Below are 13110 nucleotides of genomic sequence, written 5' to 3'. Positions count from 1 at the left end.
GACGACAGCCGCCGGCGCCGGTCGGTTATTCGCATGCCTGCGTCCTACATTTCCAACACCACCTTGCCCAGGTGGCTGCCCTGTTCCAGATAGCGATGTGCCGCGGCCGCTTCGCTCAGCGGGAAGCGCTTGTCGAGCAGCACACGCAGCTTGCCCTGTTCGATCCACGGCCACACCACGCGTTCCACTTCTGCGGCCAGCCGGGCTTTTTCATCGGCATTACGTGGGCGCAGCGTCGAGCCGGTGATCACCGCCTGCTTGCGCATCAGCACCGGAATCGGCACCTCGATGGTGGCGCCGGCCTGTGAGGCGATATAGACGATGCGTCCGCGTGGATTGAGCGCTTCCAGCGTGTCGGCGAATACTGTAGCGCCCACCATGTCGAGCGCGACGTCCACACCGCCGTGCCCCTTGGCCACCTCGACAAACGATTCGCCGGTGGAATCGACCGCCACATCGGCACCCAATTCGCGCGCCTGTGCGGCCTTGCTGGCCGAGCGTGCGGTCGCCAGCACGTGCGCGCCTGCCGCCTTGGCCATCTGGATCGCGGTGACGCCGATGCCCGAGGTTGCACCGTGCAACAACAGCCATTCGCCCGCCGCGAGCCGGCCGTGTTCGAACAGGTTGGCGTAGGCGGTGAAGATGGTTTCCGGCAGCGCGGCGGCGTGCACCAGATCCATGCCCGCAGGAATCGGCAGCACGTGACGCGCATCGACGGCAGCGTATTGCGCATAACCGCCGCCGCCCAGCAGTGCGCAGACGCGGTCGCCCACTTTCCAGCGACCAGCCGGCTCCACGATCTCGCCGGCGATCTCCAGCCCCAGCGTTTCCGGTGCGCCAGGCGGCGGCGGATAGTGCCCGGCGCGTTGCAGCAGATCGGGTCGATTGATGCCGGCGGCGTGCACGCGGATCAGCACCTGGCCCGGTGCAGGACGCGGGCGCGGTTGCTCGATGGCGTACAGCGCGTCGGCGTCGCCCTTGCCATCGCGGATGGCGATGGCGGTCATCGTGGTATCGCTCATAAAGGCGCTCCGTAGAAGTTGCGCCAAGTGTAGGCGCGCAGACGTCAACGCTTGGCGCAGAGGCATCGCACGTTTACCTGCAAGTGGTGCCGCAGCAGCTGCAGACAGGTGATGCGGTTGCGTAGAACTGCGCTGCAATGCTGCTGCGTGTGCGAACGAGGTATTGCGCAAATGCACGAGCGGTTATCATCGACAGCATCTCGAAAAAGTTCAGGCAAGTATCGGATTGCTCGCCGGCGCAAGCGCACCCGCAAGCTCGTCGAGGCTGCGCACCGGCACGACTCAGATGTGCTCCAAGGATTCGGCGATACAGCCATCGCCATTTCTGACATGTCGCACTCCGACTAACTGGTTTGGAATGCCTGAAGCTCACCGAGCGCGCCGCAGGCTCGCGCATCTAAGCGACCCGCCGGTGCAGCAATCGCCCCCGAACAAGATGCGATGACCCGCAAGCAGCCCCAACCACGCAGACGCTACGCGTCGGCCCGCAGCACGGTGTCCCGGCCTATGCTGGCGTCTTGCTAGCCACCAGGAGCTGCCATGCCGTTGCCGTGGAATGTGCGCATCACCGTCATCTGCGTGTTCGCATTGTGCGCAAGCACGCCCACACGTGCAGCGCAGGTGCGCATTGCCCAGCAAGCAGATGGCTATCGCCTGTTGGTGGATGGCGCCCCGTTCGTGATCAAGGGCGCTGGCCTGGGCAATGGCAGCATGGAAACGCTGGCCGCACGCGGCGGCAATGCGCTGCGCACCTGGCGCGTTGATGCTGACCCGCAACGCCAGCGCGCCTTGCTCGATCGTGCGCAGCGTAACGGTTTGAAAGTGGCGGTCGGCATCGAGGTCGGCAACCAGCGGCATGGCTTCGATTACAACGATGCTGCCGCGGTGCAGCAGCAACTGCAGCGCATCCTTGCGCAGGTACGGCGATCGGCAGCGCATCCGGCGGTATTGATGTGGGTGGTCGGCAACGAGCTCAATCTGGATTACAGCAATCCCAAGGTGTGGAATGCGGTCGGCGAGATCGCCGAGGCCATCCACAGCATCGATCCGGACCACCCGGTCACCACCACGCTGGCCGGCTTCGACAAGCAGCTGATCGACCAGCTCAAGACACGCGCACCGGCACTGGACCTGATTGCCGTGCAGCTTTATGGCGATATTGCGGCGCTGCCGCAGAAACTGCGCGATAGCGAGTGGCGCGGCCCCTACGTGGTCACCGAGTGGGGCCCCACCGGGCATTGGGAATCGCCAACCACAGGCTGGGGCGCACCGATCGAAGACGACAGCACGCGCAAGGCGGTATTGCTGGAACAGCGCTACCGCAGCTACATCGCCAGCGACACCCGCCAAGGGCTTGGATCGTTCGTGTTTCTGTGGGGCGACAAGCAGGAGCGCACGCCCACCTGGTATGGCCTGTTCCTGCCCTCGGGCGAAGCCACGCCCAGCGTGGACACGTTGCAACTGCTGTGGACCGGGCAGTGGCCGGCCACGCGTGCGCCCGCCGTGTCGGCACTCACTCTGCATGGCCAGCGCGCGACCGACAGCGTGAGTCTGCGCCCGGGCCAAGCCGTTACCGCAAGCATTCACGCCAGTGGCGCATCCCTATTGCGCTACACCTGGCAGATTCGCAGCGAAAGTACTGCCCGCAGCATCGGCGGCGACCCGGAGACGTTGCCACCGTTGGTCGATGTCGGGTTTGAGCCGACCCTCGCCGCCGGTGATCGCGCTGGCGCACGTGATTCGGGCGACACGGTCCGCCTGATCGCACCACCGCCCGGCAACTATCGTTTGTTCGTTGAAGTACACGACAACGCGGGCCGCGCCGGTTACGCCAACCTGCCGTTCCGCGTTCTGCCGCCGCATCCCGCATCAGCGCCGCGCGAATCGGAACTGCCGCAACCAAATATGCATTCATCGCGATGAAGCGATATTATGCCCACACGCTTTGCCGAACCCGCCGCGATGACGCATCTCAGTTTCGAGTTCTATCCGCCCAAGACCGATGACCAGCGCGCGCAACTGGACCGCACCGCAGCCAGGTTGAAGGGCTACGCGCCGGAGTATGTGTCGTGCACCTTCGGCGCCGGCGGCTCCACGCTGAGCTACACCTCCGAAACGGTGCGCCACCTCAAGCAGAAGCACGGCTTCGAAGCTGCGCCGCATCTGTCCTGCGTCGGCGGCAGCCGGCAGGAAATCCGCGAACTGCTCAAGCTGTATCGGGCGATCGGCTGCACCCGCATCGTTGCATTGCGTGGCGACCTGCCTTCGGGCATGGGTCATCCGGGCGACCTGCGTTACGCCTCGGACCTGATCGCCTTCATCCGCGCCGAGCACGGCGATGCGTTCCGGATCGAGGTCGGCGCCTATCCCGAGACCCATCCGCAAGCGACAGATGCGCTTAGCGACCTGCGCTATTTCAAGGCCAAGGTCGATGCCGGCGCCGATGCGGCGATCACCCAGTATTTCTACAACGCCGATGCCTACTTCCATTTCCGCGACGCGGTGCAGCGCATGGGTGTGGAGGTGCCGATCATTCCGGGCATCATGCCGATCTCCAACTTCTCGCAACTGCGGCGGTTTTCCGAGCAGTGCGGTGCGGAGATTCCGCGCTGGATCGGCAAGAAGATGCAGTCCTACGGCGACGACGCCGATGCGGTACGCGCGTTCGGCGCAGAAGTCGTCTCGGCCTTATGCGAGCGCCTGATGGCAGGTGGCGCGCCGGCATTGCACTTTTACACGCTCAATCTGGCCAAACCGACCACGCAGGTGTTGCAGCTGCTTGGACGCTAAGTGCCCTTCGCATTTTCACGTGTTTCAAGGTGCGCTTGGAAGCACGTATCGGGCACGTAGTTCGCTGGCCCTTCCTCACAGCACAGGACGTCACGCGCCACGGCGTAAGTCACGATGCGCACGCGGGCTGACGACGTTGATGGAACGACAGACAGCCATCGCGCCCGCCCTAGCGCGCACCTGCATCGCCAACTCACACGCGCCCGGCTACGCTGTGCTGATGCCTCGCCTTCTGCCCCTGCTGTTACTGCTCTGCGCCTGTCCCGCCGCACGTGTGCAGGCGCAGGAGATCCATCGCTGCGTCTCGCCGGACGGGCAGACCATGTTCACCGACCGGCGCTGCGAAGACGTTGCCGCGGCAAGCCGCGCGCCATCCGACATCCGCCCGCAAGGTAATACCAGTCTGTATCGCTATGGCTGCCCAAGGCGGCTGAGCGAACTGGTGTCGCTGCTGCAATCGGCAGTGGACAGCCGCGACGTCAATCGTCTGTCCAGCCTATACCTGTGGAGCGGGCAATCCGATGCCGCCGCCAATCAGGTGCTGAGCCGCCTGGAAGCGATCGTGCAGCGTCCGTTGCTGGATATCGTGCCGATGTATCCGCAAAGCGACGACACCCCAACCTGGGACGCCGAGACCACCGCGCCCACCCCATCGCTGGATGGCAGCACCATCGACGCGCCACTTGCCGCCCCACCTAGCCGCCCGCACCCCTGGGGCCTGCGGCTGGAACAGAACCTCGCCAGCGGCACGCCTGAGCGCAGCGTGCTGCGGCTGCGCAGGCAATACAACTGCTTCTGGGTGACGTTCTAGCGGTGTCTGCGTGTCGCCGTGCTGTATGGAATCGCAGAAGTATCGCCGAACACCGACTGCGTCGGTGCAGTCACTGCGGCCACAGCGAGCGGATCGCCGCGATGCCCTGCGCGCCATGCGACCGCGCCTCTCGCACATCCTCGATCTGCATGCCGCCAAGCGCGTAGATCGGCAGCGAGACCTGTTCGCGCAAGGCTTCAAAACCATCCCATCCGATCGGGGTGGCGCCCGGGTGCGATGCGGTGGCCTGCACAGGCCCCAACACCGCGAAGTCGCAGCCGATCCGTTGTGCGTGGCGCAAGTCGTCCAAGCCATGGCACGACGCAGCCACGAGGTGTTCTGCGGGCAGCGGGCGTTCCTGCAAACCAGCCAACTGTTCCGATCCCAGATGCACGCCGATACCAAGTTCCGCAGCCAGCGCGATATCGCGATTGAGCAGCAGCTGCGCGCGCGCGCGGCCACGCAAGCGCATGACCTGCTGCAACAGTGCTTGCCAACGCGCAGGCGCAAGCTGCCGCGCGCGTAGCTGGATCCGCGTAATGCCGTTGTGCAACGCGAGCTCCAGGCCCTCCAGCCAGCGCGCGTCGTCCTCCGGCTCGGGCGTGATCAGGTAACGGTCGGGCTGCCGCAGCACCCCCACCACGGGCACGTCGGCGGGCGGCATCGAATAGCGGGCCAGCTTGTCTGCCGCCACCCAGGTCATGGCCTGGCCTTCGCGGCCGCGTGGGCTGCCTTTCCAGGCGGTGATATGCCGCACTTCCAGACGCAGCCGCTTGTCCGGATAGAGCTGCGGCACATCCATGAGCCAATCGCCGACCTGTGCCTCGATGCCGAGCTCTTCGTTGAGCTCGCGCACCAGCGCTTGTTCGGAGGTCTCGCCAGGCTCGCGCTTGCCGCCCGGGAATTCCCACAGGCCAGGCATGTCACGGGTTTCGGTACGGCGGGTCAGCAGGATGCGCCCGCGGGGGTCGGTGATCACGCCGGCAACGACGTGAATGGATCGAAGAGAATCAGGCATGGCGACAAGAGTGCCGCGAGTGAGCGGTGCAGTGCAATGCAGCCGGGATTGCGGATTTGGGATTCGCTAACGCAGGCGTTGCACCAGCGTTACCAATTGCCGATCACGCACTCCCAATCTGCGCCTCAGCGCAGCAGACCAAAGCCGCACTCGCCCGCCTAACTGCGCGTCCTTCAAAAGGCTATCGCAGTACTTCCGAAAGAAAAGCCCCGTTGGTAAGTGGTAAGGGGGGCGCGCCGAAGGCGCAGGGAATCGGAAGCAGCACCGTGAGCCCGCTATCCGCAACGCGGATAGCGGGTGAGCAGCCCGCAAAGCGGGCTGCTCGACGGTCAACTCAGCATCAGCTGAGTTGACCGTGGCAGTGCTTGTACTTCTTGCCGCTGCCGCAGGGGCATGGGTCATTGCGGCCCACCTTGGGTTCGTCGCGAGTGACCTGCGAGACCGGGACCGGCGCGTTGCCGCCCTGCATCTGCTCCACTTCCTCGTCGGCACCGTAGCCGCCCGCCCCTTGGTGCTGGAATTGCGAGGCCATCAAGCGCGCCTGCGCCTGCAGCCGTTCCTGCTCTTCCAGTTCGGCCACTTCTTCTTCGCTGCGAATGCGCACGCGCGCGAGCAGGTTGATCACTTCGCGCTTGACGTTCTCCAGCATATCGGAGAACAGCTCGAAGGCTTCCTTCTTGTATTCCTGCTTGGGCTGCTTCTGCGCATAACCGCGCAGATAGATGCCCTGGCGCAGGTAATCCATCTTGGCAAGATGCTCCTTCCAGCCCTGGTCCAGCACGGTCAGCATCACGTGCTTTTCCAGCGCGCGCATGGTGTCGTTGCCTACGGCCGCTTCCTTCTCGGCAAAGTGCGCATCCACCGCTGTCTGCACCTTGGCGGCAATCTGCTCGGCATCGATTTCTTCCTGCGCGCGCACCATGTCTGTAAGCGACAAGGTCACGCCCAGCTCCGACTCCAGCGTGGCTTCCAGGCCCTTCAGGTCCCACTGTTCGTCGACCGAATTGGGCGGCACGAAGCGTGCGACCAGGTCGTAGATCACATCGCCGCGAATGCCGTCGACATTGTCCTTGACCGACTCGGCGTCCAGCAATTCGTCGCGCTGCGCGTAGATCACCTTGCGCTGGTCGTTGTTGACGTCGTCGAAATCCAGCAAGTTCTTGCGGATGTCGAAGTTGTGCGCTTCCACCTTGCGCTGCGCCTTTTCGATCTGCCGGCTGACCAGGCGATCTTCGATGACGTCGTCTTCCTTCATGCCCATCATGCGCATCGCCTTCTGGACCCAGTCCGAAGCGAAGATGCGCATCAGATTGTCTTCCAGCGATAGATAGAAACGCGACGAACCCGGGTCGCCCTGACGACCGGCACGGCCACGCAACTGGTTGTCGATACGGCGCGATTCGTGGCGTTCGGTACCGATGATGTGCAGGCCGCCAGCGGCCTTGACCGCATCATGACGGCGCTGCCATTCGGTCTTGGCAGCGAAGCGCTGCTCGTCGCTGATGTCTTCGCCCATGCCATGCAGTTCGGTTTCCAGCGAACCGCCCAGCACGATGTCGGTACCGCGACCGGCCATGTTGGTGGCGATGGTCACCGCGCCCGGCTGACCGGCGTTGGCCACGATGGTGGCCTCGCGCTCATGCTGCTTGGCGTTGAGCACTTCATGCTTCACGCCAGCCTTGCGCAGATGCTCGGACAGCATCTCCGAGGTCTCGATCGAGGTCGTACCCACCAGCACCGGCTGACCGCGCTTGGCGCAGTCCTCGATGTCGGCCAGCACCGCATTGAACTTGCCCTTGCGGTTGAGGAACACCTGGTCGGGATGGTCCTTGCGCACGGTCGGGCGGTTGGTCGGAATCACCACCACCTCCAGGCCGTAGATGCTCTGGAATTCGTAGGCTTCGGTGTCGGCCGTACCGGTCATGCCGGACAGCTTCTTGTACATGCGGAACAGGTTCTGGAAGGTGATGCTGGCCAGCGTCTGATTCTCGCGCTGTACCGGCACGCCTTCCTTCGCTTCGACCGCCTGATGCAGGCCGTCGGACCAGCGACGCCCGGACAGCGTACGACCGGTGAATTCGTCCACGATCACCACTTCGCCGTCGCGCACGATGTAATCCACATCGCGCTGATAGATCGCATGCGCACGCAGCGCCGCGTTGAGGTGATGCACCACGCTGAGGTTCTGCGCGGCGTAGAGCCCGTCTTCGGCGTTTTCCAGGATGCCGGCCTGCAGCAGCAGTTCTTCGGCGTGGCCCATGCCCGCTTCGGACAGATGCACCTGCTTGCCCTTTTCGTCGATCCAGTAGTCGCCTTCGCTCTCTTCGCTTTCCTGCTTGGTCAGCTGCGGCACGATGCGGTTGACGCGGATGTACAGCTCCGGCGATTCGTCGGCCGGGCCGGAAATGATCAGCGGCGTGCGCGCTTCGTCGATCAGGATCGAGTCGACTTCGTCGACGATCGCGTAATGCAGATTGCGCTGGTAACGGTCGGCGCGCGACAGCGCCATATTGTCGCGCAGGTAGTCGAAGCCGAATTCGTTATTGGTGCCGTAGGTGATGTCGCTGCCATAGGCCTCGCGCTTGTCGCTGTGCGGCATGCCCGGATACACCACGCCCACGCTCAGTCCCAGCCAGTTGTACAACTTACCCATCTGCGCGGCATCGCGGCGCGCCAGGTAGTCGTTGACCGTGACCACGTGCACGCCCTCGCCCTGCAGCGCGTTGAGGTAGACCGGCAGCGTGGCCACCAGGGTCTTGCCTTCGCCGGTGCGCATCTCGGCGATCTTGCCCAGGTGCAACACCATGCCGCCGATCAGCTGCACATCGTAATGGCGCATGCCGAGCACGCGGCGGCTGGCCTCGCGGCACACCGCAAAGGCTTCGGGAAGAATCTTGTCCAGGGACTCGCCGGCGGCAAGCCGCTGCTTGAACTCCGGGGTCTTGGCTTGCAGCTCGGCGTCGGAGAGCTTCTCGATCGTCGGCTCCAGCGCATTGATCTGGGTGACGAGGCGGTTGAGCTGGCGCAGCTGGCGTTCGTTACGACTGCCAAAGACACGGGTAAGCAGACTGTTGATCATTGAAGAAACCGGTTGAAAAGGAACGGTTTGACCGACGCCGGTCCCCACAGACCCGACCGCCGTAAACGAAACAGGGCGCACTGCGCCCTGTCGATGGCAACACCCTATTGTAGCTTGGGGCGGGCCTTCACGAATCAAGCGCGGCCCGCGCCTTCTTCAACCGCGCCCTTGACGTCCCACCGGCGTGGTTTCGCCCAGGAATTTGCGCGGATTAACCACGCGCCCGTCCGCCCACACCTCGAAATGCACGTGTGCGCCAGTGGACCGACCGCTGGAGCCGGCACGCGCCACCTGCTGGCCGGCGCGCACCAGATCGCCCACCTTCACCACCAGGCGCGAGTTGTGCGCGTAGCGGGTCACATAGCCGTTGCCGTGATCCACTTCGACCACATTGCCGTAACCGCCGCGCACACCGGCGTAGCTGACCACGCCATCGGCAACCGCCATCACCGGGTCGCCCACGTTGGCGTGGAAGTCCACACCCTTGTGGAAGGCCGAACCACCGTCGAACGGATCGGCGCGACCGCCGAAGCCCGAAGTGATGTAGGTATTGCGAATTGGCATCCGCGACGGCACCGAATTCTGCTCGAGCTGATGATCAAACATCAGCGAGGCCAAGACGTTCAATTGCTGGCCGGAGGCGGAGAACTGCTGTTCCACTTGCCCTAGCGTCTCTTTGAGCTCTTTCACCGGCATGTCGCTGACCGGCTCGTCGCCGCCACCGACGCCGACCGGCTCGTCGAAGTCGAACTCGCCGTCCTTCAACCTGCCCATTTCGGTCAGGCGCTCGCCCAAGGCATTAAGCCGGGTGGCCTGCGCCTGCAGCTCGCCCAGACGGGCAGCCAGTGCATTGACCTGCGCCTGCGAGGCGCGCTGCGCCTGGGCCAGCTCAGCCTGCTGCTGCGCAACCTTGGCCTGCAGCGCGGAATTGGTCACCATGCCGGTAGCGGTGCTTGCACCGACGCCAACCAGCATGCCCAGGCCCAGTACCGCACCAAGCACCACCATCGGCCGATCTGCTGCAAAGCCCTGTAACTGTCGGGCCACACGCTGCGCCCGGGTCTGTCGAGATTTGATTACTACTTTATTCAACGCCATATGAGTGTCATGTCCAAGCCCAAGTCCAACGCACGCAACCCTTCCGCTCCACAACCGGCCATCGAGGCCGCGTTGGGGGAAAAGGCTGGCGACCCCTTGCGCCGAGCCTTGTGGCTCGATGCGCTGGACCGGCAGTTGCGCCCCCTGTTACCACCTCATCTGGCCACCCGTTGCCGGTTAGCCAATGTCCGAGGCGAACAGCTCGTTTTTCTGGTGGATTCGCCGGTCTGGCATGCCAAGGTGCGGCTTGCCGAAACCCAAATCCTGGATGCAGCCCGATCCATCGGACTAAAGGCCACCGCAGTGACCATCAAGACCGCAACCGTGCCGCTGCATTCCCCAACGCAGCAGAACCGCGACCGTCCCAAACCCGTGTCCGAGGCGACGCACAAAGGTTTGCGCGACGCATTGGCTTCCTTGCAGGACGTCCTACCGACCAAGCGGTAAGGTCCTCACCGCCCATCCAGAGCGGCCGCCAGTGCGTGAAAGAGTTGCGAAGGCCGCACACGACCCGACGCATCCTAGCGGGCATGTGGCCCCCGGGAGTTAGGGAAGTATTAAATAAATGTTAAAAACAGACCCGAAATGCAACAGGGTTCACACTTTGAGTGCCAACTTGGGCATTCCCTGACACTACGCGTAGACAGGGCTGGCGTAGGTGACCGGCGGTTGCTCGGTGCCTTCCGGGAAGCTGACCCATTCCCAGGCGGCCTGGTCGGCCAACAGCGCACGCACCAGTTTGTTGTTGAGGGCGTGGCCGGATTTGAAACCTTCGTAGGCACCCAGGATGGCGCCGCCGGCCAGATACAGGTCGCCGATGGCGTCCAGAATCTTATGCCGCACGAATTCGTTGGTGTAGCGCAGGCCGTCTTCGTTGAGGACGCGGAACTCGTCCAACACGATGGCATTGTCCATCGACCCGCCCAGGCCAAGATTGCGCTCGCGCATGTACTCAAGGTCGCGCATGAAACCGAACGTGCGCGCGCGCGAGATTTCCTTGACGTACGCCGAGGTGGAGAACTCGATTTCTTGGCGCGATTGCTTGGCCGGGATCATCGGGTGATTGAATTCAATGGTGAAGCCGAGCTTGTAGCCTTCGTACGGCTCAAAGCGGGCCACCTTGTCGCCCTCGCGCACTTCCACCGTCTGCTTGATCCGGATGAAGCGCTTGGGTTTGCTCTGTTCGACGATACCTGCCGACTGCAGCAGGAACACGAACGGGCCTGACGAGCCATCCATGATCGGCAATTCGGCCGAGGACAGTTCGACGATGACATTGTCGACGCCCAAGCCCGCCAATGCGGACATGAGATGTTCGACGGTCTGGATCTTGGCACCGTTGCAGGTCAGGCCGGTGCACAGCGTGGTCTCGGTGACCAGCTCGGCATCGGCGGGGACTTCGACGATCGGTTCCAGGTCCACACGTCGGAACACCACGCCGTGATCGACCGGAGCCGGTCGTAGCGTCATATACACCTTGTCGCCGCTGTGCAGGCCGACGCCGGTGGCGCGAATGGTGTTTTTGAGAGTGCGTTGCTGGGTCATATGCGAAGTCTGGCTGAACAAAGCAGACAGACGCTGAACCGACTGTCTAATCCGCTGAGATTATCCGAATTTTAACAAGTCGTGCGTGACGGAAACTGTCATCGCGCGGTCACGGCATTACAAAAGCTGCCGGATCGGCACCGATCCGGCAGAAATGACATGACATGGCAGTGCACCCCGAAGCGGACTCCGGGGCGGGATGGGCTGCGTCACCGTAGCGACGCAGCCGACGCTCCTTAGTCGGCCTGGCGGCGCAGGAACGCCGGGATATCCAGGTAATCGTTGGGCAGGTCAGCCGCCGGCGCCGAGGAGCCGCCGCCGGTGTGGTTGCTGCTGCCGCTGCCGACTGAGTCGCTGCTCGGACGACGCAGGCCCAGGCCCATGCTGCCGCCGACCGCCTTGGACACCGCGTCGCCACTGGTGGTGTCGAAGTCGCCGAACTCCGGCTGGCCGGTGGTGGCGTTGCGGACCAACTTGATCGGCGCACGTTGATCCGGACGCTGGGTCTGACGCGCAACCGCACGGTTCAGGCCGGTGGCCACCACGGTCACGCGCACTTCGTCCTGCATGTCCGGGTCGAGCACGGTGCCGACGACCACGGTGGCATCTTCGGACGCGAAGGCTTCGATGGTACGACCGATTTCGTCGAACTCGGACATGGTGAAGTCCGGGCCGGCGGTGATGTTGACCAGGATGCCGTTGGCACCGGCCAGGTTCACATCGTCCAGCAGCGGGTTCTGGATGGCGGCTTCGGCAGCGGCCTGCGCGCGATCGTCGCCGCGTGCCGAACCGGTGCCCATCATGGCCAGACCCATCTCCGACATCACGGTGCGCACGTCGGCGAAGTCGACGTTGATCAGACCCGGGCGCACGATCAGATCGGCAATGCCCTGCACGGCGCCCTGCAGCACGTCGTTGGCAGCGCGAAACGCCTGGATCATGGTGGCGTTGCGGCCCAGCACGGTGATCAGCTTTTCATTGGGGATGGTGATCAGCGAGTCGCAATGCTGGCTCAACTCTTCGATGCCCTTCAGCGCCACCTGCATGCGGCGACGGCCTTCGAACGGGAACGGCTTGGTGACCACGGCAACGGTCAGGATGCCCATCTCCTTGGCCAGCTGCGCCACCACCGGTGCGGCGCCGGTACCGGTACCGCCGCCCATGCCAGCGGTGATGAAGACCATGTCCGCACCTTGCAGCGCGTCCATGATGCGCTCGCGATCTTCCAGCGCCGCCTGACGGCCGACTTCCGGATTCGCGCCTGCGCCCAGGCCCTTGGTGACATTGGTGCCGAGCTGCAGCTGCAACTTGGCGCCGCAGTTCTTGATCGCCTGCGAGTCGGTGTTGGCGGTGATGAATTCCACGCCATCGACGTTGGTGTTGACCATGTGTGCGACGGCATTGCCGCCGCCACCGCCCACGCCCACAACCTTGATGACTGCGTTGGGAGCCATTTTTTCAATCAGTTCGAAATGTGCCATGTCAGTGTCCTCTTAAGCCGGATTGGGGGAGGTGGGATTGGGGATTCGGAAGGACTCCGTTATCCGCCCCATCTCTCCGTCCGGCGAGTGTTGTTGTTTGAAAGTCGGGTCTGGGTTGCGTGGCCATTGATGCGCTGTTGCGCTCTACGACTCACCACACCTGCTCCTCGACGCAAATGCCTGCAAAAAATTTGACCGCCTACCTGCTCGCCGCTCTCTACTTTAATTTTAGCAACCGTTGACGCTTTGCTTTTCGCTCTTGCTCT

10 protein-coding genes are annotated in these 13110 nt (G+C 63.7%); 4 read left to right on the top strand and 6 right to left on the bottom strand.

All coding sequences use genetic code 11. The features are described 5' to 3' along the window. Positions 1-44 precede the first annotated feature (44 nt). Entirely contained in the window at positions 45-1022 is a 978-nt protein-coding gene (locus KWO_RS04350; protein WP_010367603.1) for an NAD(P)H-quinone oxidoreductase, read from the bottom strand. 540 nt (positions 1023-1562) lie between these two features. Here KWO_RS04350 and KWO_RS04345 point away from each other — a divergent pair. From KWO_RS04345 to KWO_RS04330, 3 genes are all read left to right on the top strand, one after another. Further along, complete coding sequence (locus tag KWO_RS04345) at positions 1563-2945, top strand: glycoside hydrolase family 2 TIM barrel-domain containing protein (RefSeq protein WP_010381737.1); 1383 nt, start codon at positions 1563-1565, stop codon at positions 2943-2945. Between the two features lie 39 nt (positions 2946-2984). Beyond that, complete coding sequence (metF, locus tag KWO_RS04340) at positions 2985-3812, top strand: methylenetetrahydrofolate reductase [NAD(P)H] (protein ID WP_017114225.1); 828 nt, start codon at positions 2985-2987, stop codon at positions 3810-3812. Between the two features lie 139 nt (positions 3813-3951). After that, a complete protein-coding gene (locus KWO_RS04330) occupies positions 3952-4623 on the top strand; it encodes a hypothetical protein (protein WP_017112772.1) in 672 nt (223 codons plus the stop codon). Positions 4624-4693: 70 nt separating this feature from the next. Here the strand turns inward: KWO_RS04330 and KWO_RS04325 are convergent, their stop codons facing one another. The 3 genes from KWO_RS04325 to KWO_RS04315 all read right to left on the bottom strand — a co-directional run bounded on the left by KWO_RS04325 (position 4694) and on the right by KWO_RS04315 (position 9818). Then, positions 4694-5641 (bottom strand): Nudix family hydrolase, encoded by a 948-nt coding sequence (locus tag KWO_RS04325; protein ID WP_010381749.1) that lies wholly within the window; start codon positions 5639-5641, stop codon positions 4694-4696. A gap of 340 nt (positions 5642-5981) precedes the next feature. After that, positions 5982-8720, bottom strand: a complete 2739-nt coding sequence (secA, locus tag KWO_RS04320; RefSeq protein WP_010381750.1) for a preprotein translocase subunit SecA — start codon at positions 8718-8720, stop codon at positions 5982-5984. Positions 8721-8876: 156 nt separating this feature from the next. Then, positions 8877-9818, bottom strand: coding sequence for a M23 family metallopeptidase (locus KWO_RS04315; RefSeq protein WP_026112340.1), 942 nt, complete (start codon positions 9816-9818; stop codon positions 8877-8879). Between KWO_RS04315 and KWO_RS04310 the strand changes: the two genes are divergently transcribed. Further along, positions 9819-10265 carry a DciA family protein gene (locus KWO_RS04310; protein ID WP_026112341.1) on the top strand — a complete coding sequence of 149 codons (447 nt, stop codon included), beginning with the start codon at positions 9819-9821 and terminating at the stop codon, positions 10263-10265. A 186-nt stretch (positions 10266-10451) separates the two neighbouring features. Here KWO_RS04310 and lpxC read toward each other — a convergent pair whose 3' ends face one another. Both lpxC and ftsZ read right to left on the bottom strand, forming a co-directional pair. After that, positions 10452-11363 carry a UDP-3-O-acyl-N-acetylglucosamine deacetylase gene (lpxC, locus tag KWO_RS04305; RefSeq protein WP_010367619.1) on the bottom strand — a complete coding sequence of 304 codons (912 nt, stop codon included), beginning with the start codon at positions 11361-11363 and terminating at the stop codon, positions 10452-10454. Between the two features lie 236 nt (positions 11364-11599). After that, a complete protein-coding gene (ftsZ, locus tag KWO_RS04300) occupies positions 11600-12844 on the bottom strand; it encodes a cell division protein FtsZ (protein ID WP_010367620.1) in 1245 nt (414 codons plus the stop codon). Between the last annotated feature and the right edge of the window lie 266 nt (positions 12845-13110).

This window comes from Xanthomonas vasicola pv. musacearum NCPPB 4379, assembly GCF_000277895.2.
GTDB classification, from domain to species: Bacteria; Pseudomonadota; Gammaproteobacteria; order Xanthomonadales; family Xanthomonadaceae; genus Xanthomonas; species Xanthomonas vasicola.
The sequence above is the reverse complement of the archived record's forward strand: the minus strand, read 5'-3'. Positions and strand labels throughout refer to the sequence as shown.

What these genes read in the sequence shown, in the direction of transcription:
- KWO_RS04350 (WP_010367603.1), bottom strand. Translation starts at nt 1,022, where the DNA reads ATGAGCGATACCACGATGACCGCCATCGCCATCCGCGATGGCAAGGGC.
- KWO_RS04345 (WP_010381737.1), top strand. Translation starts at nt 1,563, where the DNA reads ATGCCGTTGCCGTGGAATGTGCGCATCACCGTCATCTGCGTGTTCGCA.
- metF (WP_017114225.1), top strand. Translation starts at nt 2,985, where the DNA reads ATGACGCATCTCAGTTTCGAGTTCTATCCGCCCAAGACCGATGACCAG.
- KWO_RS04330 (WP_017112772.1), top strand. Translation starts at nt 3,952, where the DNA reads ATGGAACGACAGACAGCCATCGCGCCCGCCCTAGCGCGCACCTGCATC.
- KWO_RS04325 (WP_010381749.1), bottom strand. Translation starts at nt 5,641, where the DNA reads ATGCCTGATTCTCTTCGATCCATTCACGTCGTTGCCGGCGTGATCACC.
- secA (WP_010381750.1), bottom strand. Translation starts at nt 8,720, where the DNA reads ATGATCAACAGTCTGCTTACCCGTGTCTTTGGCAGTCGTAACGAACGC.
- KWO_RS04315 (WP_026112340.1), bottom strand. Translation starts at nt 9,818, where the DNA reads ATGGCGTTGAATAAAGTAGTAATCAAATCTCGACAGACCCGGGCGCAG.
- KWO_RS04310 (WP_026112341.1), top strand. Translation starts at nt 9,819, where the DNA reads ATGAGTGTCATGTCCAAGCCCAAGTCCAACGCACGCAACCCTTCCGCT.
- lpxC (WP_010367619.1), bottom strand. Translation starts at nt 11,363, where the DNA reads ATGACCCAGCAACGCACTCTCAAAAACACCATTCGCGCCACCGGCGTC.
- ftsZ (WP_010367620.1), bottom strand. Translation starts at nt 12,844, where the DNA reads ATGGCACATTTCGAACTGATTGAAAAAATGGCTCCCAACGCAGTCATC.